Annotated in this window: 21 protein-coding genes; 11 read left to right on the forward strand and 10 right to left on the reverse strand. The window is 62.9% G+C overall.

Annotated elements, in window-relative coordinates; translation table 11 throughout:
- Positions 1–560: 560 nt before the first annotated feature.
- Positions 561–1,472 (forward strand): cysteine synthase A, encoded by a 912-nt coding sequence (gene cysK / locus BT122_RS01435; RefSeq protein ID WP_072354295.1) that lies wholly within the window; start codon positions 561–563, stop codon positions 1,470–1,472.
- A complete protein-coding gene (epsC, locus tag BT122_RS01440; RefSeq protein ID WP_072354296.1) occupies positions 1,472–2,146 on the forward strand; it encodes a serine O-acetyltransferase EpsC in 675 nt (224 codons plus the stop codon). The genes cysK and epsC overlap by 1 nt, the downstream gene beginning before the upstream one ends.
- A 215-nt stretch (positions 2,147–2,361) precedes the next feature.
- Here the strand turns inward: epsC and BT122_RS01445 are convergent, their stop codons facing one another.
- The 3 genes from BT122_RS01445 to BT122_RS01455 are packed head-to-tail and all read right to left on the reverse strand — an operon-like array spanning position 2,362 to position 5,662.
- Positions 2,362–3,756, reverse strand: a complete 1,395-nt coding sequence (locus BT122_RS01445) for an MFS transporter (RefSeq protein ID WP_083432248.1) — start codon at positions 3,754–3,756, stop codon at positions 2,362–2,364.
- The gene (locus BT122_RS01450; RefSeq protein WP_072354297.1) at positions 3,757–4,935 is read right to left on the reverse strand and encodes a metallophosphoesterase; all 1,179 of its coding nucleotides are present in this window, start codon (positions 4,933–4,935) and stop codon (positions 3,757–3,759) included.
- Between the two features lie 58 nt (positions 4,936–4,993).
- Entirely contained in the window at positions 4,994–5,662 is a 669-nt protein-coding gene (locus BT122_RS01455; RefSeq protein ID WP_072354298.1) for a class II aldolase/adducin family protein, read from the reverse strand.
- A 157-nt stretch (positions 5,663–5,819) separates the two neighbouring features.
- Between BT122_RS01455 and BT122_RS01460 the strand changes: the two genes are divergently transcribed.
- The 3 genes from BT122_RS01460 to BT122_RS01470 all read left to right on the forward strand — a co-directional run bounded on the left by BT122_RS01460 (position 5,820) and on the right by BT122_RS01470 (position 10,465).
- Positions 5,820–6,803 (forward strand): LacI family DNA-binding transcriptional regulator, encoded by a 984-nt coding sequence (locus BT122_RS01460; RefSeq protein ID WP_072354299.1) that lies wholly within the window; start codon positions 5,820–5,822, stop codon positions 6,801–6,803.
- Positions 6,804–7,029: 226 nt separating this feature from the next.
- Complete coding sequence (locus BT122_RS01465) at positions 7,030–8,985, forward strand: PTS sucrose transporter subunit IIABC (RefSeq protein ID WP_072354300.1); 1,956 nt, start codon at positions 7,030–7,032, stop codon at positions 8,983–8,985.
- Positions 8,986–9,067: 82 nt separating this feature from the next.
- Positions 9,068–10,465: a glycoside hydrolase family 32 protein gene (locus BT122_RS01470; RefSeq protein ID WP_070807532.1), complete on the forward strand. Its 1,398-nt coding sequence runs from the start codon at positions 9,068–9,070 to the stop codon at positions 10,463–10,465.
- Positions 10,466–10,642: 177 nt separating this feature from the next.
- Here BT122_RS01470 and BT122_RS01475 read toward each other — a convergent pair whose 3' ends face one another.
- The 3 genes from BT122_RS01475 to asnS form a co-directional block, all read right to left on the reverse strand.
- Positions 10,643–13,429: a glycoside hydrolase family 3 N-terminal domain-containing protein gene (locus tag BT122_RS01475; protein ID WP_072354301.1), complete on the reverse strand. Its 2,787-nt coding sequence runs from the start codon at positions 13,427–13,429 to the stop codon at positions 10,643–10,645.
- Positions 13,430–13,609: 180 nt separating this feature from the next.
- Positions 13,610–14,590 carry a magnesium transporter CorA family protein gene (locus BT122_RS01480; protein ID WP_072354302.1) on the reverse strand — a complete coding sequence of 327 codons (981 nt, stop codon included), beginning with the start codon at positions 14,588–14,590 and terminating at the stop codon, positions 13,610–13,612.
- A 26-nt stretch (positions 14,591–14,616) separates the two neighbouring features.
- On the reverse strand, positions 14,617–16,026 hold the full coding sequence (gene asnS / locus BT122_RS01485) for an asparagine--tRNA ligase (RefSeq protein ID WP_072354303.1): 1,410 nt from the start codon (positions 16,024–16,026) through the stop codon (positions 14,617–14,619).
- Positions 16,027–16,133: 107 nt separating this feature from the next.
- Between asnS and msrC the strand changes: the two genes are divergently transcribed.
- Together msrC and pyrE are read left to right on the forward strand one after the other, a co-directional pair.
- Positions 16,134–16,661: a free L-methionine (R)-S-oxide reductase MsrC gene (msrC, locus tag BT122_RS01490; protein WP_072354304.1), complete on the forward strand. Its 528-nt coding sequence runs from the start codon at positions 16,134–16,136 to the stop codon at positions 16,659–16,661.
- 50 nt (positions 16,662–16,711) lie between these two features.
- Positions 16,712–17,374 (forward strand): orotate phosphoribosyltransferase, encoded by a 663-nt coding sequence (gene pyrE, locus BT122_RS01495; protein ID WP_059053235.1) that lies wholly within the window; start codon positions 16,712–16,714, stop codon positions 17,372–17,374.
- Between the two features lie 89 nt (positions 17,375–17,463).
- Here pyrE and BT122_RS01500 read toward each other — a convergent pair whose 3' ends face one another.
- The 3 genes from BT122_RS01500 to BT122_RS01510 form a co-directional block, all read right to left on the reverse strand.
- Positions 17,464–18,456, reverse strand: coding sequence for a DUF5692 family protein (locus BT122_RS01500; protein ID WP_072354305.1), 993 nt, complete (start codon positions 18,454–18,456; stop codon positions 17,464–17,466).
- A 57-nt stretch (positions 18,457–18,513) separates the two neighbouring features.
- Positions 18,514–19,098: a TetR/AcrR family transcriptional regulator gene (locus BT122_RS01505; RefSeq protein WP_072354306.1), complete on the reverse strand. Its 585-nt coding sequence runs from the start codon at positions 19,096–19,098 to the stop codon at positions 18,514–18,516.
- A gap of 188 nt (positions 19,099–19,286) precedes the next feature.
- Complete coding sequence (locus BT122_RS01510; RefSeq protein WP_072354307.1) at positions 19,287–19,802, reverse strand: ferritin; 516 nt, start codon at positions 19,800–19,802, stop codon at positions 19,287–19,289.
- A 591-nt stretch (positions 19,803–20,393) separates the two neighbouring features.
- On the opposite strand from BT122_RS01510, the gene BT122_RS01515 reads away from it, so the two are divergent.
- On the forward strand, positions 20,394–20,876 hold the full coding sequence (locus BT122_RS01515) for a hypothetical protein (RefSeq protein WP_072354308.1): 483 nt from the start codon (positions 20,394–20,396) through the stop codon (positions 20,874–20,876).
- A 28-nt stretch (positions 20,877–20,904) separates the two neighbouring features.
- Here BT122_RS01515 and BT122_RS10815 read toward each other — a convergent pair whose 3' ends face one another.
- Positions 20,905–21,126, reverse strand: coding sequence for a hypothetical protein (locus BT122_RS10815; RefSeq protein ID WP_059053218.1), 222 nt, complete (start codon positions 21,124–21,126; stop codon positions 20,905–20,907).
- A 90-nt stretch (positions 21,127–21,216) separates the two neighbouring features.
- On the opposite strand from BT122_RS10815, the gene BT122_RS01525 reads away from it, so the two are divergent.
- From BT122_RS01525 to BT122_RS01535, 3 genes are all read left to right on the forward strand, one after another.
- Positions 21,217–21,462 carry a helix-turn-helix domain-containing protein gene (locus BT122_RS01525; RefSeq protein ID WP_059053216.1) on the forward strand — a complete coding sequence of 82 codons (246 nt, stop codon included), beginning with the start codon at positions 21,217–21,219 and terminating at the stop codon, positions 21,460–21,462.
- Positions 21,463–21,563: 101 nt separating this feature from the next.
- Positions 21,564–21,977, forward strand: coding sequence for a holo-ACP synthase (locus BT122_RS01530; protein WP_072354310.1), 414 nt, complete (start codon positions 21,564–21,566; stop codon positions 21,975–21,977).
- Positions 21,974–23,008, forward strand: a complete 1,035-nt coding sequence (locus BT122_RS01535) for an NADH:flavin oxidoreductase (protein ID WP_218161949.1) — start codon at positions 21,974–21,976, stop codon at positions 23,006–23,008. Before BT122_RS01530 ends, BT122_RS01535 begins: the two co-directional genes overlap by 4 nt.
- Positions 23,009–23,022: the final 14 nt, after the last annotated feature.

Raw genomic sequence — 23,022 nt, forward strand, 5'->3', positions numbered from 1 at the left:
CGAGGGTGAGGCCGCGTCTGTGCGCTTGCGCGGACTCGACGGCGCCGCGCGGCAGATGCGCGAGCGCTCGCACGATCGTTGGAGCGTCTACGCGACGCACCAGCGCTTCCTCGCCTCTGACACTCCCCCGTTCTAATGGGGTACCCCGAGTTCATGGCATCCCTCACAAAGATTGCCACTCCCGGCCGAGAACCCATGGCCCTGTGCCTATAGTTCCAAATTACTCATCCCCTACCCCTCTCCGCGTAACGAATTCGTCATACCTCACGTGGGCGGCATGGTTTTCTCCGCATGCGGCCATGAGACAAAGGGAGTATCCCTTTGTCTCACCTTTGTCTCATGCATAACGACATATTGTGGGTATCTCGCAGAAGATACCAATCGGTGGTATGGATTCAGCAATATCCCACCGTTGGAATGGGATTTATTTCCATTCATTAATTCCTACTTGTGGAGTGGGTTTATAAGTGTCACCCTTGTTCCTGACGAGTTGTCCGGCGGAGGAGCCCCAGTGGGGGCAGCCGACTTGCCTCGTCACCAGACGCACAAGGAGTAGAAAGATGAAGGCAGCAAGGAAGATCGAGGCCCTTATTGGCTCAACCCCCCTGGTAGACCTTTCGGAACTCGCAGATGGCGCAGCAACCATCTACGGCAAGTACGAGGCTACCAACCCCGGCGGCTCCGTGAAGGACCGCATCGCGCGCGCGATGCTCGACGCAGCTGAGAAGGATGGCAGCCTCAAGCCTGGCGGCACCGTGATCGAGCCCACGTCGGGCAACACCGGCGTTGGCCTTGCCATGCTCGCGGCCGCGAGAGGCTACAAGATGATCCTCGTCATGCCCGAGACCATGTCAATCGAGCGTCGTAAGCTCGCCGCGTCCTACGGTGCGCAGATTGTCCTCACGCCGGGCAAGGATGGCATGAAGGGCGCCGTCGCCAAGGCAGAGGAGCTTCGCCAGGAGACCCCGGGCGCCATCGTTGCCGGCCAGTTTGTGAACCCCGCAAACCCGCAGGCCCACTACGAGACCACCGGCCCCGAGGTTTGGGCAGACACCGAGGGGATGGTCGACTTCATCGTGGCAGGCGTTGGCACCGGCGGCACCATCTCCGGCACTGCCCGCTTCCTCAAGGAGAAGAAGGCCTCCGTCCAGGGCATCGCCGTGGAGCCCGCAGAGTCCGCGGTCCTCGAGGGCAAGCCTGCCGGCTCCCACAAGATCCAGGGCATTGGCGCGGGCTTCATCCCCAAGACGTATGACGCCTCCGTTGTCGACGAGGTCGTGCCCGTCACCTCCGCAACCGCCATCGACACCAAGAAGCGCCTCGCTGCTGACTACGGCCTGCTCGTTGGCATCTCCTCGGGCGCAGCCGTTGCCGCCGCCGTCGAGCTTGCCAAGCGTCCCGAGAACGCGGGCAAGGTCATCGTTGCCATCCTCCCGGATACCGGCGAGCGCTACCTCTCGATGGACCTCTAATGGCCACCGCAACGACTGGCGTCGCCAGCACTGCTGGCTCCGCCGAGGACACGCGCACCGTTGACGAGATGTCGCTCTTCGAGGTCATGCGCGAGGACGCCCATGCGGCGCTCGAACGCGACCCGGCGGCAAGCTCAATCTGGGACATCGTGTTCTACTCGACCGGAACCCATATCGTTTGGGCCTATAGGCGTCACCACTGGCTCTACACCCACGGCATGAGAAGCCTTGCTCTGCTCCTTGCCAAGCGCACGCGTCGCAAGCTTGGGGCGGACATCTTCCCCTCTGCGCAGATTGGCCGGCGCTTCTCGATTGACCACGGTATTGGCGTGGTCATTGGCGCCACGTCGATCATTGGCGATGACTGCCTTATCTACCAGGGGGTCACCCTTGGCATGACCGGCAAGCACGGCGGTAAGCGCCACCCCACGCTGGGCAACAACGTCATGGTGGGCGCCGGCGCCATCGTGCTGGGCAATATCACCATAGGCGATAACTCCAAGGTTGCCGCAGGCTCCGTCGTTGTCCACGACGTGCCGCACGATGTAACGGTTGCCGGAGTTCCCGCGAAGGTCGTGCGTGACCGCCGCTTCAACGGGCCTCGCCTCGTGGAAGATGACTTCGACCCCACCAAGCTGGACGACGAGAACATCCGCTGGTCCTGCGCGCTGTAGCTTCTCGAACACATACGCGGAACGCAAACGACCCCCGGCGCCTGGCCGGCACCGGGGGTCGTTCTTCTCCGACGCATCTGCGGAAACGCTTCTTCCGGCGAGAATATGACGCCGGAGCGTGGGTTTCAGACGCGATTCCATACGAGACCCTCTCTCGGGCGCCAATTCCACGCCCGAGGTGGCCCTTCATGCGGCAACAGCACGCGGGAAACCGCCTAGCGCTTCTCCCCCTCCGCCGCGGCCTGACGCTCGCGCACCTCGTCCATCGTGAGCGAGTCCGCGTTCTTCACAAACAGCAGCGGCACGGCTGAGATGGCAGCGCAGATGGCAACGTAGATGTAGAGGTACTGGTAGCCCACAAACTGCATGACGGCACCAGAGAGAATGGGCGTCACCACCTGCGCGGACATGCTTGCCGTGTAGTAGAAACCGGTGTAGCGCCCCGTCGAGTTGGCACTCGCCAGCTCCATGATCATGGGATACACGGTGAGCGAGACCGTCGCCATGCCAATGCCAAAGAGAGCAACCCACACGTAGATAATCGCCGAGAAGCCCGAGGCACCCGAGATGAGCAGCGGGGACACCACCATGAGCGCGATGCCAATGTACGTGGTGACCTTTCGGCCAATCTTGCAGGAAAGCTCGGCCATGGGCATGTAGGCGACAATAGCCGCAAGCGTGGCCACGGTCTGCACCTGCGCGTAGGAGCCGCCGGCCATCCCCCACACCACGTCTGCATAGCGCGAGATGCCGCTGGTCACGGCGTTGTTCGACATGAAGTAGAAGAAGACGCAGACAAGTACGCAGACAAGCGAGCGCCGCTTGACCGGGTCCGTCTCGCGCTCCTTGCCCCCCTCGTCGGAAGCCTCGATCTCATCTTCGGGGATACCCAGCTCGGCACTCTCGCGATGCATCGCCTCGACTTCCTTCGGCTCGCGGAAGAATACCATGAAGATGATGGTCGTTATCAGCAGCATGAAGGAAATGACAAGATAGACGGGTATGTAGTCCGGGTTCTCCTCGGCCGGAACAAGAAGCGAGATGGCGACAAGCACAATCACCCCGCCCACCGCGGCCATGAGTGAGTTGAAGGCGTCCGCCTTGCTGCGCACTGGGCGTGGGGTGACGTCGGGCATGAGCGCCACGGAGGGAGAGCGGTAGATCGAGAGCACCACAAGCGTCGCCACAAGCACAGTCACAAAGAGCGGGAGATTGTGCATCGAGTTTGCCACGGCAATGAGCGGGGTGAGCGCTGCGGCGAGAAGCGCTCCCACCACAATAAATGGGGTGCGCCTGCCCCAACGCGTGGTCGTCCGGTCGGAGAGCGCACCCATAAGAGGAAGCATGAATAGTGCGAGCACGTTGTCGAGCGACATGAAGACGCCGGTGAGCGTGTCACCCATGTCAAAGGTGTTCTTGAACATGAGCGGCACCAGGCCGTCGTAGGCCTGCCAGAACGTGAGCGCTCCCATGAAGGGCAGCGTCACCAGGACGGTTCGCTTCATGTTGAGCTTGGTGAGACTTCGGCCGGCGGCCTTCTTCTCGTCGGGTTTCTCTCCGGATTTCTCGCCAGGTCTCTCTTCAGGCTCTTCTTTGGGTTTCTCTGCCATTTACCTGCCCCTTCTCTGTCGCTTTGCCACGCCGAGCGCAAACGCCGCGATTGCCGCCGCGCCAAGCACCGGAAGCGCAGGCCGCGCCATCTCGCGCGCCTCCTCCGTCGAGACGGGCACGCGCTCGGAGGTCCAGTCGGTAATCGGGCGCTCCGTGCGAGACCCCACAAGCTCCGCATACGTGAGCAGGCGCGTGGTGTAGAGTGCCGCGTTCTGCTCGTCAAACGAGAAGAGGCGCGCCGCTCGCATGGTCCCGGGCCCATAGGAGCCAAAGCCGGCAGAGGGCGCGTATCCAAGGTCGATGTTTCCGTAATGGGAGACAAGCGTGTTCTTGTGGTCGTGGCCAAAGTAGACGGCGAAGGTACTCCCCTCGCGCGTAAGGGCGGCAATCTCGCCGGTATCCGCATCCGGACTGCACACGGGCTCTCGAAGCCCTCCGGAAACGCGAAGGTCGTCGATAGGCACAAGCGTGCAACCGGGACGGTAGTGAAGGCGGAACCCCGGAACCCCATGCTCGCCCTCGCAGGCGTCACGAAGGCAGTCGTAGACCTGGACGGGGGGAATGTGCTGGTAGAGGATACAGGGCACCTTATGGCCCACTCGCTCTGCAAGTTGCTGCGCGCACCCCGTAATCCAGTTGGTGAGCGCGGGGTCGAAGGGCTCATAGCCGCTACTGCCCGAGCCCGCGCCGGAGTCTGCCACCATCACGGCCAAGCGCACGTCCTCGCCCTCGTGGGAAAGCACGGGCACGGCAAGCGTGCCGGCCCCGTGGTAGAGCTTGGGCTCCCGTGCGGCAACAATGCCGTTGAGGCATCCGGGAATGGCCTTGTACCAGCTCTCCTGCTCATCGTTTCCAATGCCGCACTGGCGATCGTGGTTGCCATAGGTCACCACAAAGGGAATGTTCCGCTCGACCATAGGCAAGCAGATCTTCCTCACCACCGTACGCGCTCGCTCCGCGTTCTCCCCCAGAGCGAACTCCACCGCATAGCCCTTCACCTGGTCGCCGGTAAGCACCACGAGGTTGGGCTTGGCCTCGTCGAGCGCCGCGCGAAGAAGCGTCATCGTGTCCTCGCGCACGTGAGACGTCTCCTGGATGTCCGAGAGCTGCAGCACACGGAAGTGCCCGTCGGAGTCAAAGCGCAGCGGCCAAGCGCCCTTGTCTATCTCGTCAATCACACGTTCCTCCTTTTGCGGGATTAATTTCCCAGGGAGAAAAATCCCGCCACGGCAGCCTTTATGCCTTGTCGCCGGCAGGCTGGCCATAGGTCTCGAAGCGCTTTGAAACGCCCGTGACCTCCTCACCCGAAAGCACGCGCGGCGTGCCTACGCACTCCGCCTGCCACTGGATGCGCGACACAAACTCAAGGTTAACGGCAAGCCCAAAGGCGGCCGCCATGCTTGGGCCACACGCAACAAGCCCGTGATTCTCCATGAGCACTGCGTTGGTCTCGGGGTGCTCGCCAAAGGTCTTGCCCACCGAAGCTGCCAGCTCGGGCGTGCCAAACGTGACATAGGGCGAGAGGGGCACCTCCTCCGCGCCCGAGTCCGCAATCGTGAAGTGCACCGCACGGATGGGTTCGCCAAGCGCGGCTAGCGTGGTTGCATAGGGCGAGTGCGTGTGTACCACGGCACGGGCGACCGGGCGGCGACGGTAGACCTCGGCGTGGAGCGGCGCCTCGGAGGAGGGCCGGCGGCTCCCCTCGACTACGCTGCCATCCAGTCGGAGCACCACAACGTCCTGAGGAGTGGTCTCGAAGTACCCCAGCCCCGAGGGACTGATGGCCATCAGGCCTGTCACCGGGTCATACTCGGAGAGGTTTCCACTCGTCCCCACGGCAAGGCCCTCTGTGGCAATCCTTTTGCCAAACGCGACGATGCGTTCGCGCACATCCTCCATCAGCATGGCGTGCTCCCTTCCGTGCCGATCACGTGACGCGGCACTCCGCCCAAGAGCTTACCCCATGCCCCTCGCCGCATTCGCCCAACCGACACGTTCGTCATCTGGTATCGTTCTCATAATGCGTGAGGGGAACGCATGCGCATGAGGGAAGGCGGGGAGCGTGGACATAAACGAGATCGCAAAGCTCGCGGGAGTCTCGCGGGCGACCGTCTCGCGCTATCTCAATGACGGTTACGTCTCAAAGGAGAAGCGCGAGCTTATCTCGCGCGTCATCAACGAGACGGGCTATGTGCCTTCTCAGCAGGCGCGCACGCTGCGCACGGGCAAGACTAAGCTTGTGGGCGTCATCATTCCCAAAATCAACTCGCACTCCGTAAGCCGCATGGTTGCGGGCATCACCAAGGTGCTTGGCCAGAACGGCTACCAGGTGCTTCTCGCCAATACAGACAATGACGAGAAGGTCGAGGTGGACTACCTCAACCTCTTTGCCGAGCGCAATAAGGTGGACGGCATCATCCTCATTGCCACGGTGTTCACGCATGCCCATCACAAGGCGCTGGACTCGCTCAACATTCCCGTGGTGATACTTGGCCAGCGCCTGGATGGCCACTCATGCGTCTACCAGGACGATTACCACGCTGTCTACGACCTCACGCGCTCCATCCTCAAGACCTCCCACACCCCAGGCTACATTGGCGTCTACGAGAAGGACGTGGCTGCTGGGCGAGAGCGCCACCGTGCATTCATGGACGCCTGCACCAGCAAAGGCGTTGCCGTGAGCCCCAAGGCACAGCAGAGCGCCACCTTCTCGGTGGACTCCGGCTACCTTTGCGCCGAGAAGATCCTTGATGCCGTGCCGGACGTTGACGCCCTTGTCTGCGCCACCGATGACATTGCCTTTGGCGCCATGACCTGCCTGCGCGAATACGGCAAGCGCATCCCCGAGGACGTCCAGGTGACAGGCGTAGGAGACTCCAAGCTCTCGAAGATCATGACCCCCAGCCTCACAACCGTCCACTTCTACTACCTCACCAGTGGCGTCGAGGCGGCAAAAATGCTGGTAGACGCCATGACCGATGGCGATGGAGTCCCCCGTGAGCTGCGCATGGGCTACGAGATCTACGCCCGTACCAGCTCGCGCTAGCCACCGTGGCGCCAGCAGCGCCACTGTGATGTGAGACCGTTCACACCCGTTTTTCAACCACTCACCGTTATTCCTGCAATCCACATTTGCTCAGCCGGTCATTGGCTACTATTGGACATGTGAGAACGATTTCATAGACAGCTAGTTTAAACAACTTTCTACTCGATGAAATCGTATGTGAGAACGGTTCCATGTTCATGTGCACTGGTTGGGGAAGGGAGACCACATGGCTCTGGACTACGCAGAAGCGGCACGCGAGGTTCTGGAGGCGATCGGCGGCTCGAGCAACATCGTCTCGGCGGCGCACTGCGCCACCCGCCTACGCCTGGTCATCGCAGACGACAGCAAGGTCGACAAGGCCAAGCTCGATGACGTGGTTGGTGCCAAGGGCAACTTCCAGGCAGCGGGCCAGCTCCAGGTGATCTTTGGAACCGGCACCGTGGACAAGGTCTATGACGAGTTCATCAAGCAGTCCGGCGTCACCGCCGCCTCCAAGGCGGAGGCCAAGGAGGCCGCTGCCAACCAGGGCAACGCGTTCCAGCGCGCCATCAAGGTCCTCTCGGACGTCTTTGTGCCCATCATCCCCGCTATCGTGGCATCCGGTATGCTCATGGGCATCATGGGTGCCCTCTCCTACATGGGATCTCAGGGCATCATCGCGCTCGACACCACGAGCGTCTGGTGGCGCATCGCGTCTCTCATCAACGCCTGCGCCCTTGGCAACCTCCAGATTCTCCTGGGCTTCTCCGCCGCTACGGTCTTTGGGGGCAACCCCTACCTCGGCGCCTCGCTCGGCGCGCTGCTCATAAGCTCCGACTTCATCAACGCATACAGCGCCAGCACCGCCATCGCCGAGGGAACCATGGTCACGCTCGACGTGATCCCGGGCATCTACAGCATCGACTGGGTGGGCTACCAGGGCCACGTCATCCCCATCCTGGTGGGCGTGTGGATCCTCTGCTTCTTCGAGAAGCGGCTCCACAAGGTCGTCCCCGAGATGTTCGACCTCTTCCTCACCCCGCTGCTGTCGGTCTCTCTTGCCGCCTACATCACGATCCTCTTCGTCGGCCCCATCTTTGTCTGGCTTGAGAACAACATCCTCGGCCTGCTCATGTGGCTGCTCCAGGTTCCCTTCGGCATTGGCTACATCATCATCGGCCTGATCTACTCGCCCTCCGTTGTCACCGGCCTGCACCAGATGTACACCGCCATCGACGTCTCCATGCTCGCCCAGTACGGCGTCACCTACTGGCTGCCCATCGCCAGCGCCGCCAACATCGCCCAGGGCGGCGCCTGCCTGGCCGTTGCGCTCAAGACCCACTCCGAGAAGACCAAGTCCCTCGCCGTCCCCGCCGGCATCTCCTGCCTGCTCGGCATCACCGAGCCCGCAATCTTTGGTGTGAACCTGCCCAACATGAAGCCCTTCGTGTGCGGCATGATTGGCTCTGCCTGCGGTGCCCTGTGCTGCTTCATCTTCAACCTTGCCGCTTCCGGCACTGGCGTCACCGGCATCTTTGGCATCCTGCTCTGCATCGCGCAGCCGCTGCAGTACATCGTGATGTTCGCCGTGGCGTTTGGCGTGGCCTTTGGCCTCTCCTCCATGGCATACCGTGACAAGGAGACCGCCGCGGCGCCCGCGAAGGTTGCCGCCGAGACCGCTGCTGCCGCCGACGAGGTGCGCGCCCTCGAGGCCGAGGAGAAGGCTGAGGCCCCCGCAGCCGACGCTCCCAAGGCTGAGACCATCGGCGCCCCCGCCGCTGGCACTGCCGTCGCTCTGACCGACGTCTCCGACCCCGTCTTTGCCTCGCTCGCCATGGGCAAGGGCATCGCAGTCGAGCCCAAAGATGGCAAGATTGTCTCGCCTGTCGACGGCACCGTGACCGTGGTCGCCGAGACCGGACACGCCCTTGGCCTGCTCTCCGACGCTGGTGCAGAGATTCTCATCCACATTGGCATCGACACCGTTGAGCTTAAGGGCGAGCCCTTCACACCCTTCACCAAGGTGGGAGACCACGTGAAGCGCGGCGACGTCCTCATGGAGGCCGACCTTGGCGCCATCAAGGAGGCCGGCAAGAAGGCCACCACGATGCTCGTGATCACCAACACCGACGCATACTCCTCGGTTGACCAGCTCGCAACCGGCGAGGTCAAGGCCGGTGACGCCGTGGTGGCCACGCGCTAGGCGCAACCACTGCTCCACATACGGGCGGTCGCCTCTGGTGGCCGCCCGTCTCGCATATCCGCACCCACTTGAGAGGAGCCCCATGTCCCCCACGCACGAGCGCTGGACGCCCCACTTCCACCTGGCCCCACGCCAGGGGTGGCTCAACGACCCCAACGGCCTCTGCCAGTTCCACGGTACCTACCATGTCTTCTACCAGGCAGACCCTGCCTGGCCAGCGGCCGGCAAGAAGGGCTGGGGCCACTTTGCGAGCCGCGACCTGGTGCGCTGGGAGGACCTGGGCGAGCCCCTCATGCCCTCGATCCCCGAAGACGCCGACGGCGTCTACTCTGGCTCGGCGCTCGTGGTGGCGGGCGGTGCACCGGACGGGGGTGACCTCCTGCGCCTCTACTACACCGGCAACGTGAAGTACGAGGGCGATCACATCCACACCGGGCGCGACGCCAACCAGATTATGGTCACAAGCGAGGATGGAATCTCCCTCTCTGAGAAGAAGGCCCTGCTCCGCCCCGAGGACTATCCCTCCGACCTCACGCGCCACGTGCGCGACCCCAAGGTCTGGGAGCAGGACGGCCGCTACTACATGGTGCTGGGCGCCCGTCGCTCAGACGACGTGGGCGACGTTATTCTCTACGAGTCCTCCGACGCCGTAACGTGGACGTACCGCGGGCGCATCGAGTCTGCGCACCCCTTTGGCTACATGTGGGAGTGCCCCAACGTCATCCAGGTGGACGGCCATGACTACCTCGTGGTTTGTCCGCAAGGCCTGCCCAGCGAGCCCACGCGCTGGCAGAACCTCTACCAGGCCGGATACTTCCCGCTGCCGCGGGGCATCCTTGCAACCACGCAGGTGGATGAGACGAGCTTCGTCGAGCTTGACTGGGGCTTTGACTTCTACGCGCCGCAGGTCTTCGAGGACGAGAAGGGCCGCTGCATCCTTATTGGCTGGATGGGCATGCCAGACGCGGAGTATACCTCGGCGCCGGACGGTCTTACCTGGTGCCACTGTCTCACCGTGCCGCGCGAGGTCACGGTGGGTGCGGATGGGCTTCTCCGCCAGTGGCCGGTTGCCGAGATAGACGGCCTTCGCGGCTTTGCCCAGCCCGTGAACCCCACCGTGGGTGCGATCCTCCCCCATCACCATGCCGACATCGAGCTTCTGGGCATCGAGGGCGACCTCGAGATGGGGCTGGACGGGCAGCTCGAGCTTTCCTTCTCTGCCAGCGATGGACTGCTGAGAATGACGTTTGCGGACGAGACGGCCGCCTCCGGCCGCACCGAGCGTGTGCTTCCGCTTGCGACTCTGCGCGAGCTCCGCGTGCTGGTGGACGGCTCCGCCGTGGAGGTCTACGTGAACCACGGCGAGGCGGTCCTCTCGACCAGGTGGTTCCCCACCGCGGACACGCTGCTGGTCACCCTGCACGCTACCTGCGAGAGCGCCCGCTCCTGGGAGATGGGCGGCGAGCCACCGCGCGCGTAACGACGCCGCGGGGGACGCCCGATGCACAGCGTCTCTCGCGTGGCGCCCGAAGGCTCATTTCGTACGGGTTTTCCGCTATTCCCCACGCTCCGGCGTCATTTTGGCGCCGGAGCGTTTACTATGTACGCACTTGCTGCCAAAACGGCCCTTCCGGCGGCGAACGGCAGCACCCCACCTCTACGAGTACGTAACCCTCACGGTAGGCGAGATGCCGTTCATTGCGTTGGAGTTGACCACCACGTAAAGGTACCGATGCACCGACCTCCGCAGGTTGTTGAGGGTATAGGCGCTTCTCGGATCAGCGACGGTACCCGTGGCGGCGGTCGCCAGCATGAGATCCGTCCCGGCGGCAATCCCCTGGTCGTGGTCCATGTAATAGTCGTCCACGCTGAAGTCCGAGAGGACGACGCCGTCGAAGCCCCACTCGTCACGCAGCAACCCCGTCTGAAGGTCCTCTCGGCCACCGCCCCAGGTGTTTCCAAGGAAGCTGTAGCAGCTCATCATCGAGAGCGGCACATTCACCTCGGTCTGGGTCTGCTCCCCTGTCGACGCATCCAGCGCGGGAACGGCGTGCCGCACAGGTGACTTGACCACCATCTCGAACGGTCGCGCATAGATCTCGCGGACTGTCTGCTCCGTGGCCCACGTGCACAGGTGCTCCCTGCGACTGGTCTCCTGATCGTACACGCAGAAGTGCTTGAGCATGTTGACCATGCCGCGAGAGGCGCTGCCGTCTACGATGGCTCGCGCAAGAGACCCCGTGAGCAGCGGATCTTCTGAGTAGTACTCGTAGTTCCTGCCCGAGAAGGGCGAGCGGTGCATGTTGATGGCCGGGCTCCACCAGCCAAAGATACCGGACGAGAGGGACTCCTCGCCTACAGCCTCGCCCATGCTGCGCAGCAGGTCAACGTCCCAGGTCTCCGCCACCAGGTACTCGCTCGGCCACACGCAGTGCGAGCCGCCGCGCTCCATGCCGCCCATCGCCACCGGCGAGTCGTCCCAGTCGGTGGCGGGCTTGCCAACGGAGTCGATCTTCTCGCCAGCATTGGTGCAGACAAGGGCAACCATGTCGCCACGGGATAGCTGGTCGAGAAGCACGTCCCACAGAGGGTCGTCGAACTTGCGCCCCCTCAGGTCGATGAGCGAGACCCCGTTCTGGGCGCCGGTTTCCGGTGCCGTCGCCGTCCCGTCATCCTCCGCCGCCGCGTCGTACATGGAAAGCGTCACACCAACCGATGCCGCCGTCTTGTCCTGCGCAGGTGCCGGGAAGCTCCCCTGCATGTCTTTGCGGGTGAGAAGCACCGGTGTACCATCGGCACCGGAGGCAGCCGGGTTATCGAAGTACTCGTCAAGATCGGGAAACCGCGCGACAACTTCTGCGCCCGTCGCGTCATCGGTCTGGTAGCGCCTCTCGTCCAGATCGAGCGTGCTCGTCTCCACCACGTGATGGGAGTCTGTGCGAAGGGAGACCTGGTACGAGCCGGCGGCAAGCACCCAGCAGCCATCCGCCACAGACCAGCTTGCCATCTGGCGCACCGGCCAGCTCAGCTCCAGCCTTTGGGACTCGCCCGGCGCAAGCTCGCCAGTCTTGGCAAAGGCGACAAGCGCCACCGAACTCTTCTCGACGGATCCGTCCCACGGGGCACCCACGTATGCCTCGACAACGTCTTTGCCCGAGAGCTGCCCGGAGTTGGCAACCTGCACCGAGAGTGCGACGTTCTCACCGTCCAGTCGGCAGTCGAGAAGCGACCACGAGAAGCTCGTGTACGAGAGACCATAGCCAAACGGGAAGGTCACGGCATTGTCGTAGTCGAGCGCGCCCATTGCGGCTGCCGTCTCGAAGTAGCGATAGCCCACGTAGACGCCCTCGAGGTACTCCATGAAGCGCGCGCCGTCGCCGGTGGTCTCGTTGCCGGGGTAGAAGTCGTGGACGTCGGTGTAGCGATGCTCTCCCATGGTGTTGAAGCTCGGGGCAAGACGCATGTCGCGAGCCCAGAGGTCACAGGTCCGGCCGCATGGGTTGCGCCTACCGCAGAGGACATCGCCCACCACCTCCGCGCCCACCGCACCGGGAAAGCCCACATGAAGCAGCGCGTCCACCTGGTAGGGGCTGCCATCCTCGACAAGCGGCCCAACCTCGAGCGTGGTTCCCGTGTTGAGAAGCACCACCACGTGGTCCGCAACCTCGCGCGCCCCCGCAACAAGGCCCAGCTCCTCCGTCGTGAGCTGGAGCGAGTGCTGTCCCTCGGCATAGTTTGCGGTCTCCTCGTTGGGGACAAATGACGAGAAGCGCTCGTCTGCCAGCGAGGCGTTAAGGTCAAGCGAGAGGTCGTAGCCCTCCCCGCTCGCCCGGCCAAGAACCACCACGGCAATGGTCCCAGAGACGCTTTCGCGCACGCCCTCCGGATAGCTCGACCACGGCAGCTCGCCGATGTAGTACGTAGTGGTGGCGCGCACGTCCAGCGTCTGGATCCCCCCGCGGGGCCGGTCCTGCGCGTGGGCGGAGAGCCATTCGTGAACGGTGGGGTTCACCTCGAGCCCCGCCCCGGCAAGACCATCATAGAAACCGGTGCACACCGCATCTGGCGCAACCGATCCCGCCCCGTAACCGCCAAAGAGCGGGTCCTCCGCGCAGCGGCCCAAAAGGCTCACCGCGCAGCCCTCCGGCAGAGGAAGCACGCCGTTGTTCGCCAGGAGCACCATGCCCTCTGCCTCAATCGTGCGCGCGACCTCATGCGATGCGAGAACTGCCTCGTCGAGCGACGCGTAGGCAGGGGTGTAGTACGCGCTGTCCCACTCAGCGGTTACGTTGGGGTCAAGCGCCTCGATGCCCTTAACGCTTCGGTCCTTCTCGGTATCATCGCCCCCGCCCTGTGAGGGCGTGGTGGCACAGCCCGCCTGCGCAATAGCTGCAAGCGCACCGGCAGCAAGACCGAACGCCTGGCGACGTGTAACATCCCGCATCTTGACCCCTCACCATATTCAACCGAAGCGCACCCCTGCACGTCTCGGTAAGGGTATCCGCCGCGCGGGCGCCAAACTCGCAGGCGTCGCGATTGGTCGAAGCCTCAACGCAAAATGCCGCGCCCGCCACTAGATGGCAGACGCGGCATGGAGTCGCACTTCTGGGCCCCACTCCGGCAGCTACCTGAGAACGCGGCTCTTGAGAATCCAGAACGTCGCAAACACGGATAGTGCCAGGGAAAGGATGACCGGGAACACCCAGGTCTCGTCCATGGGAAGCCCGGTGTTCATGCCGTAGAACGAGAAGACCGTCGTGGGAACCGAGAGCACAAGCGTGATGATGGCGAGGGTGCGCATCGTGAGGTTGAGGTTGTTGTTGATGATAGAGCCAAACGTCTCCATGGTCTCGTTGTAGACCTGCGTGTATATCTCGCACATCTCGATGGCCTGCTTGACCTCAACGGACGTGTCGTTCAGGAGGTCCCGGTCCTCGTCGTAAAGCTTGAGGATACGTCCGTAGCTTATGCGCTGGATGGTGGTGTCGAGCGCCTTGAGCGAGGTCGAGAAGTACACCAGCGACTTCTCGAACCCCAGCATCTTGATGAGCTCCTCGTTGCGCATGGACCTCCGAAGCTCGCGCTCGTTCTCACGAAACTGGCGGTTTACCGACCGCAGGTCAATCTGGTAGCGCTTGGAGATGTGCAACAGAATCTGCAACAGGAAGCGCGTGCGCTGCGTCGTGTTGATGTCGCGGACCCGGCCGCTCTCAAGTGCGGAGACAGTCCAGTTCTCCTTGAGGCTCACAGTCATGACCAGGTCCTTCTCGGGCAGGAAGAGCACGGCGAGCGGATGCGTGTCGTACTGGACGATCGACGTACTCTCGGCCTCGCTCTTGTCCTCCACAAAAGGGCAATCCACGATCACGAGCACCTGCCTGGTCTCGTCGTCCCGCTCGATGCGCGAGCTCTCCTCGTCATCGAGCGCAGAGGCGACAAAGTCCGGGATGACGCCCATCTCGTTTTGCATCCAGGCGCGTTCCCGCTTGGTGGGAGCTACGACGCTCACCCAGCATCCCGGGCAGGGCCCCGGCACTCGAGAGGTGAGGAAGACTCTCTCGCCGCTCTCGTCCTCCTCGACGGTTGTCTTGAAGCACTCGATCACAGGCCCTGCCCCTACTCTTGGCGCCCTTAGAAGTCCGCGTTGCCCACGGTGCGCGGGTGCGGCAGCACGTCACGGATGTTGTCGACGCCCGTGAGGTACATGACCAGGCGCTCGAAGCCCAAGCCAAAGCCCGCGTGGTGGCAGCCGCCATAGCGCCGCAGGTCAAGGTAGTACTTGTACTGCTCGGGGTCCATGCCCAGCTCCTGGATGCGGCGCTCGAGCACGTCCAGGCGCTCCTCGCGCTGAGAGCCACCGATGATCTCGCCGATGCCGGGTACCAGGCAGTCCGCGGCGGCTACGGTCTTGCCGTCGTCGTTCAGGCGCATGTAGAACGCCTTGATGTCGCGCGGGTAGTCCGTCACGAACGTGGGGCGCTTGAAGTGCTTCTCGGTGAGGAAGCGCTCGTGCTCGGTTTGGAGGTCGACGCCCCAGGAGACGGGGTACTCAAACATCGTGCCGGAGTTCTGGGCGTCCTCGAGGATCTTCACAGCGTCGGTGTAGCTCACGCGCGCAAAGTCGCTCGTGGCCACGTGCTGCAGGCGCTCCTTAAGGCCCTTGTCCACCCACTTGTTAAAGAAGTCCAGCTCGTCGGGGCAGTGCTCCATCACGTAAGCAATGACGTACTTGAGCATCTCCTCTGAGACATCCATCTCGCCCTCGAGGTCGCAGAAGGCCATCTCGGGCTCGACCATCCAGAATTCGGCCGCGTGGCGACGCGTGTTGGAGTTCTCGGCGCGGAAGGTGGGGCCAAAGGTGTAGACGTCGCCAAAGCTCATGGCAAAGTTCTCGGCCTGGAGCTGCCCGGACACCGTGAGGTTGGTGGGCTTGCCAAAGAAGTCCTTGCTGTAGTCCACCTTGCCGTCCTCGGTGAGGGGCGGGTTGGCCGGGTCGATGGTGGTCACGCGGAACATCTCGCCCGCGCCCTCGGCGTCCGACGCGGTGATGATGGGCGTGTTCACGTAGAGGAAGCCGCGCTCCTGGAAGAAGCGGTGGATGGCGAAGGCGGCCACGCTGCGCACGCGGAAGACCGCGCGGAAGAGGTTGGTGCGGCTGCGCAGGTGCTGCTGGGTGCGCAGGAACTCGCGCGTCTGGCGCTTCTTCTGCATGGGGTAGTCGGGCGCGGAGGCACCCTCCACCGTGACGGTTGCCGCCTGCAGCTCGAAGGGCTGGGGGCGGTCCGGCGTAAGCTCAAGCGTTCCGCGCACGATAAGGGCGGCGCCCACGTTCTGCGAGACAATCCCCTCGTACGTCTCGTCCCCCAGGCGCTCGCGGTTGACCACAACCTGCAGGTCCTTGAAGCAGCTGCCGTCGTTCAAGGTGACAAAGCCAAAGTTCTTCATGTCGCGGATGGAGCGCACCCAGCCGGCAACGGTAAGCTCGGTGCCACCCAGCTGATCCATGTCCGCGTAGAGCGCGGCTATTCTCGTGCGATTCAAGGGACGTCCTTCCTCTTGGAATTGTGTCATGCTCGTTAACCGTCTCATCTTATCGCGACAGCAGGGGCCGCACCCCCTCATTCTCCACACTGGAAGGAGGCGCCACCATGAACAGCACGCGCGCCACAGACTACGGGCTTCTCGCCCAACAGACAGCATCGCTCGCCGAGGGAACACCGGGTTGGTTGCCCGCCTTTGCCAACGTGGCCGCCCTCTTGGGCGAGGCACTGCCAAGCATCAACTGGGTGGGCTTCTACGTTGCCACCAATGGACCCGTGGGCGAGCAGGACCTTGTCCTTGGCCCCTTCTGGGGACGCCCCGCCTGCGTGAGCATCCCCTATGGTGCCGGTGTCTGCGGAAGGGCCGTCGAGACAAACAAGCCCCAGCTTGTGCCCGACGTCCATGCATTCCCAGGCCACATTGCCTGTGATGCCGCTTCGCGCTCGGAGCTCGTGGTGCCCATCCACGCAACCGCCGCGGACGGCGGCACCGCCATCTGGGGCGTCCTCGACTGTGACAGTCCCATACCCTCGCGCTTCTCGGCAGCAGACCTTGAGGGCTTCTCACGCATAGTGCACGCGCTGGAGAAGTCTGCAGACCTTCTTGGTCCCTCCGTGGTTCCCGTTCGCCCGTAGTCGCGTAGAATCTCTTGCGAGACGATCGTCACCACCGAGAGGAGACGTCAATGGAGGAGTACAAGCGCCAGTTCATCGACTTCATGGTCGAGAGCAAGGTCCTCAAGTTTGGCGAGTTCACCCTCAAGAGCGGTAGGAAGTCGCCGTTCTTCATGAACGCCGGCGCCTACGTCACGGGCTCGCAGCTCAAGCGCTTGGGAGAGTTCTATGCCCACGCCATCCACGACAACTTTGGCCTGGACTTCGACGTGCTCTTTGGGCCTGCCTACAAGGGCATTCCCCTGGCGGTCTCCTGCGCCATTGCCTTCCACGACCTCTACGGCAAGGAGGTGCGCTACTGCTCCAACCGCAAGGAGGTCAAGGACCACGGCGCCGACAAGGGCAACCTCCTGGGCAGCGAGCTTAGGGACGGCGACCGCGTGGTGATGATCGAGGACGTCACCACCTCCGGCAAGTCCATCGACGAGACCTACCCCATCGTGACCGGCGCGGCTGCGGTCGAGGTCAAGGGGCTTATCGTCTCGCTCAACCGCATGGAGGTGGGCAAGGGCGGCAAGGTGAGCGCCCAGGAGGAGATCCAGGAGCGCTACGGCTTCCCCGTCGCGAGCATCGTGACCATGGCAGAGGTCGTCGAGGCACTCGACGGCACCATCATTACGCCGCAGCTCAAGGCTGCCATCGATGAGTACTACGAGAAGTACGGCGTAAAGTAGCGCGCCAACACGCGGCACAGAAACGCGGGGCGTCAGCACAAGCTGACGCCCCGCATGCGTTGCGAGCGGCTTGCCTTGCCCTGCTCGTCCTACGCCGCCAGATCGGCGCGACGGGCCGTGGCCTCCTCGAAGTCACGAGTGCCCACAAAGACGTCCTGCTTGTAGGGGTTGACGCCCAGCTTCTTGGCACGGTAGGCGATTGTGATTATTGCCGCCACGTTTGCCACGAGAGCGATAACAGAGACGACGGTCGCCGTGGTGGGATTGAGCGTGGAGTGCGTCACGAAGACCGACTCCTCCTGGAACGCGGGGAAGACCTGCGCGAACATGCACCAGATGGCCAGCGTGTTTGCGCGGTTCTGAATCCAGGCGCCCTTGTTCCAAAGCGCGTTTGCCACCGTGGGGGCAAGAAGCAGCGCCAGGCCGCAGTACCAGGCGTGGTGCGGCAGGCAGTTGTAGGTGTAGCAGAAGTTCCAGATGTCATAGGCAACGATGAAAACCCAGGTCATGTCAGGCCAGAGCATGTCTCGCCCGTCATTGGAGGAGTAGACGTTCCACCAAGCCGTCATGCAGAAGATGTTGATGATGCCGGCAATGCCGTTGAACACGTTGTTCCAGCCGGCGAGCTGGGTCGCGCCCTCCGAGGTCACCCACGTGGTCTCGCCTAGCGCAAAGAAGTGGTAGGCGCTCTCGAAGTCGGAGCATACGGCAATGAGGATGTTGATTGCGACAATCGCAAACGGGAAGGCGCGGAACCAATGCGCACGGCCAAGGCTTCCCCACTGGTACTTGATGACCATGAAGCCAATGCAGCCGGCAAGTGCGGCGTACACCTTTGCGTAGTGGAACCAGCTGTTCTGGTAGATGTGAGTGGGATTGGTGAGCGCCCACTCCTGGCCCTGCGCCACGCCCACGGCAATAGCAATGCAATAGATGGTCATGGCCACGGGCAGCACGCCGAACATGATGAGGCCCCCAACCTTGGACCTGCGGGCGAACTCGTTGAGCACGATGAGCCCAACAAAGACCATCACCCATCCCAGGAGCTGGAACGGCAGATTGGCACTATGGTCGAACAACATGGCACTTCCTCTCTCTTGCTGTCTTTGGGGAAACGCTACTGTCGCGCGTTGGCGCGGCTAGTCCTGTTGGGAGCCAAGGTCAAGGTGGAGCGTGTCAGCGATGAGGTCGGCAACAAGCTCGTCCGAGGCGTCGGGATGGGTCCTCATGTAGCTCATGAGGCCAATGATGAGCAGGTAGAACTCCTCGTAAGGATGGTGTATCTCCACGCGGTGGTACCTGGCGTACTCGGCAACGGTGGTGCGCGTGAGGTACTCAGCAAGAGTGCGTGCCGTCTGTTGGCTAAATCGCTGGTAGAGAAGGGCGTTCTGGTTCTTGAGAAGGTCGGTCCTAAAGCTGTCCGTGTCAAAGAGGTGGCGGCGGAGCATGGCGACGCATGTCTTGAGCGCGCCATCGACGTCCCCGCGCACGCGCTGCGCGTTCCACTCGCGCACGGCAGCCACGAAGGTTTCTACGTAGGCGTCGAGAATTGCGTCGGTGACCTCGTCGCGGCTTGAGAAGTAGTGATAGAAGAGGCTGCGCGTGATGTTGGCCCTCTCGGCGATGTCTTTCACCGAGGTGCGGTCGATCCCCCTCTCCTCGTAGAGAGAGCGGGCTGCGGCAATGATCTGCTCGCGGCGCGTCTCGGCAATCTCACCACGCATCGGAACACCTCCCTTGTTGACACCATGTCAACGATGGGGCCAATAATAGGATGTGAAGAGAATGTGTGGCAACGAACAGTTTTCGAAAAGCGTCAACGAGCCGCAGCCCAGGGGGTGCGTGGCATAAAAAGACGCGGCGACCCGCTTGGGGCCACCGCGCTTCTCGGCTCTGATTGTATTGCAGAGACTTACATGGGCATCGTGGGGGCAACAAAGGTGCGGGCCTGGTACTCGCGGTCCAGGTCGTAAAGGCCCTTGGGGTCGGAACCAAAGAGCTCCATGTTCTTGATCATGTCGGAGGCGTTGGTCTCCTCCTCGCCCTGCTCCTTCACAAACCAGTCGAGCAGCTGCATGGTACGGAAGTCATGCACGTCATAGGCGGCCTGGTAGCACTCGTTGATTGCAGCTGTGATGTAGCGCTCGTGCTCGAGGCCAGCCTGCAGCGGCTCAAGGTCGTTGGCGAAGGTCTTGTCGGGCTCTGCGATGGCTGCCATCTTGACCTGGTAGTCGTTGTCCAGAAGGTAGCGGCGAAGGATCTTGGCGTGGGCGACCTCCTCCTGCACCTGCACCATGTACCAGTTCGCAAAGCCCTTGAGGCCGCGATCCTCGTAGTAGTCGGCAAACGTGAGGTAGAGGTAGGCCGAGTAGAGCTCCTTGTTGATCTGTGCGTTAAGGGTGTCGCCAACCTTCTTGTCGAGTGCCATGGCAACCTTCTTTCCCGCCCCGCAGGGCGTTTGGGAAATGCATTCCAGTGGAGAGTCTACCCGCCGGGGCGAGAGAATGTCAGCTTCTTGAAACTTGCACCGACGGGCGGTGGAGGAAGGCCGCGGTGGGCGGCGGCGCCCGAGAGCCTCTTTTCGACGAGAAGGCCACCGAAACGTCCCTTCCAGAGCCGTTTTGGCGCCGGGGGTCGCATCTCGTACGGAATCCCGTCGGAAACCTTTGCTCTAGCGTCATATTGACGCCGGAGCAGCAACTTTCGACGTAATCCCTGCAAAACGTGCCTTCGGGCGCCAACTCCAGCAGCGACGCTACCTCACGCCCCCGTCAGCGCTCGCGCTCCCTCGCGCCGCCTCGCGCCCCGCAGCCCCGGCGTTCCTCCGCGGAGAATAGCTCCTTCTCTTGAACGACAGCCGCATTTGCCCTGTTGGCGGACATTACCTTTAAGAAAAGGAGCTAAGCTCCGGGCTCTGAGCTAAGCTCCGGAGGCCGAGCTAAACTTCGGGCCGTGAGATAAACTCCGGAACAATGACGCAAGCCGGGTCATCGCGGCCCGGCAACGAGAGGAGAATGTCGTGACCAAGCTCATGGAGTACCTGCTGGAGCCGCAAACCGTCGTGGTCTTTGACATCGACGGCGTCCTTGCGGTCTACGAGTTTGGTGATCTCTCACACAGCGCCTGCCCCGACGAGGACTGGGAGGACTACGTGCGCACGCACGACCCCTACGCCAGTTCGCGCCCGGTTCCGCAAATCCAGCGCTTCATCAAGGACAAGGGCATTGACCACGTATGGGCATGCTCGCAGGCAAGCGACGTCGAGGCACCAGGCAAGCGTGCCTTTGTCACCCGCTGCTACGAGCTTGCGCCCAGCCATGTGGTAACCGTTGCACAAAAGGCCGAGAAGGTCGGGTTTCTCCGCCAGCTAGCTCAAAAGCTGGAAATCCCCGAACGACGCGTGGCCATTGTGGAGGATACAGTGAAGACGTTGGACCTCATTGGCCAAGAGACGGACTGCGTCACGGTGCATGTCTCGTCCTTCTTTGACTACGGGATGTAGCCCCGCGTCCGCCTGCGCGCCGAAGCGCCTACGCTATCCCCTCGTGGACCTCGCGCTCGGTACCATCTGCGTCACGTATGACCTCCACCCAGCGCTCTATTCGCTCCCCATCGAGCAGCCGCGCTGCCTCTTCCACCTTATCGGCGAGAAGGTCGAGCGCCTCGGGCGAGACAGACCCGCTTGCCGCCTGAAGGGCGAGCGCCCTTGCGATTTCGGCACAACCACGTAGCGCGTCTTGTGGGCTTTCCAAGATATCACCTGCCACATAGCGTTGTTGTCCTGGTAGACACCAGAATATTCTATTTTTGAATGTTTCGCGCGCGGGTCTACATTCCGGCGCATGTACGAGATTGCCGACAGACTAGTGGGGAAGGTCCTCCGTAAGTTGAGGATAGAGTCCGACCTGAAGCAAGAGCAGGTCGCGGCTCGCCTTGGCACCAATCAATCGATGATCTCGAAGTTCGAGTCTGGCGAGCGTTCGCTTCACCTGGGCGAAGTCTACGCATATGCCGAGGCACTAGGCACCACGCCTCAGCGCATCCTGCAGGAAGTCTGGGACAGCCAAAAGCCACCGCATGGCAACTGAGGAAGAACACCCAAAGTCTCTTCTCCGCGACGCAACCAGTTCCCAGCCGCGCTACCCTAGGCTGGAAAGTCACAAGGCAGCAAGCAACTAACGGGAGCCGCATGGACAGGGGAACGTACGCCACGGGAACGCAGCTCATGCGCATAACCAGGGCCCAAGAACTTCTCACCAGCGCAAACAATTCCCTTACCCACCTGCTCACACCCGCAGAGCTTGCTCAGGCAAGCACACGCGAGAATCCCGCCGAGTACGTGGCCGGCCACCTTGCTGCAAAAGGAGCGGCAACGGATGCCCTGGATCAACTCCTTCCCCCGGGCACGACAATCGACCCCTTGGAGCTAGAGACCCTCGACGCCACCTCCGGCGCGCCGACGTGCACGGTGCGCGGACGCCTGGCCGCCGTCCTTGCCGCACACGGCATGAAGCCGCCGCGCATCTCCATCACCAACGAGGCTGGTGCCGCGCTGGCAACGGCCGTGGCTTGGGCCCCTGCCACAGGAAGCGATAACGCGTGATCTATGACCAACCTCTTGCCGTAGGCAATCTCATCCTCAAGAATCGCCTGGTCATGGTGCCCATTGCCACGGGGAAAGCTGGAACACGCGGCCAGGTGACCCAGGCACTCTGCGACCACTATGCCGTCCGTGCGCGCGGCGGTTACCTGGGCCTTGTCGAATGCGGCCATCACTTTGTCTGCGAGGAGGGCCGCGCAACCGCGGGCCAGGCGTCCATTGCACACGACGAGGAAGTCGAGGGCCTCAAGAGCGAGGCCGCAGCCGTCCACGACCAGGGAACTCCCGTCTTTGTGCAGCTCTCACATGCAGGTTCGGCAGCAACCGAGAGACTCACGGGCACGCAGCCGCTGGCGCCTTCGGCCGTCACGTGCCCAGGCGCCAAGGTAGGCCACCCCCTCCCCCGCGCCATGAGCGCAGATGACATCGCGCGCGTGCCGGAGCTCTTCTCAGCAGCGGCACGGCGCGCCCACGCGGCCGGCTTCGACGGCGTCGAGATACACGCTGCTCACGGGTACCTACTGGACCAGTTCCTCTCGCCCCTCACCAACCTGCGAAAAGACGCCTACGGAGGCTCGCTTGAGAACCGCGCGCGGCTCCTTGTGGAGGTGCTTCGTGCCGTGAGAGCAGAGCTGCCCTCGGGCTACCCGGTCTCCGTGCGCCTGGGCGGCTGCGACTACATGTCCGGCGGCAACACCATCGACGACGCGGTGACATTCGCGCGCATCGTTGAGGCGGCGGGAGCGAGCCTCATCTCCGTCTCGGGCGGCATGTGCTACTACGGCAGGTCCGGCCACGAGGACACCCCAGGCTGGTTTGCGGACTCGTCGATGCCCATCCGCGCGGCCGTTAGCGTTCCCGTGCTGCTGGCGGGTGGCATCAAGACGGGCACGGCGGCGGAAACACTGCTCGAGCAGGGCGCGTGCGACCTCGCAGGCATTGGACGTGCAATACTGAACAGGCCCGCATGGGCGCGGCGCGAGACCACCAAGCTCCGCGCTGCCAGCACGCCCGCGAAGGACACCACACGATAGCGAGGATACCGGCC

Origin of the sequence: Olsenella sp. kh2p3 (assembly GCA_900119625.1) — a bacterium.
Classification (GTDB): Bacteria; Actinomycetota; Coriobacteriia; order Coriobacteriales; family Atopobiaceae; genus Tractidigestivibacter.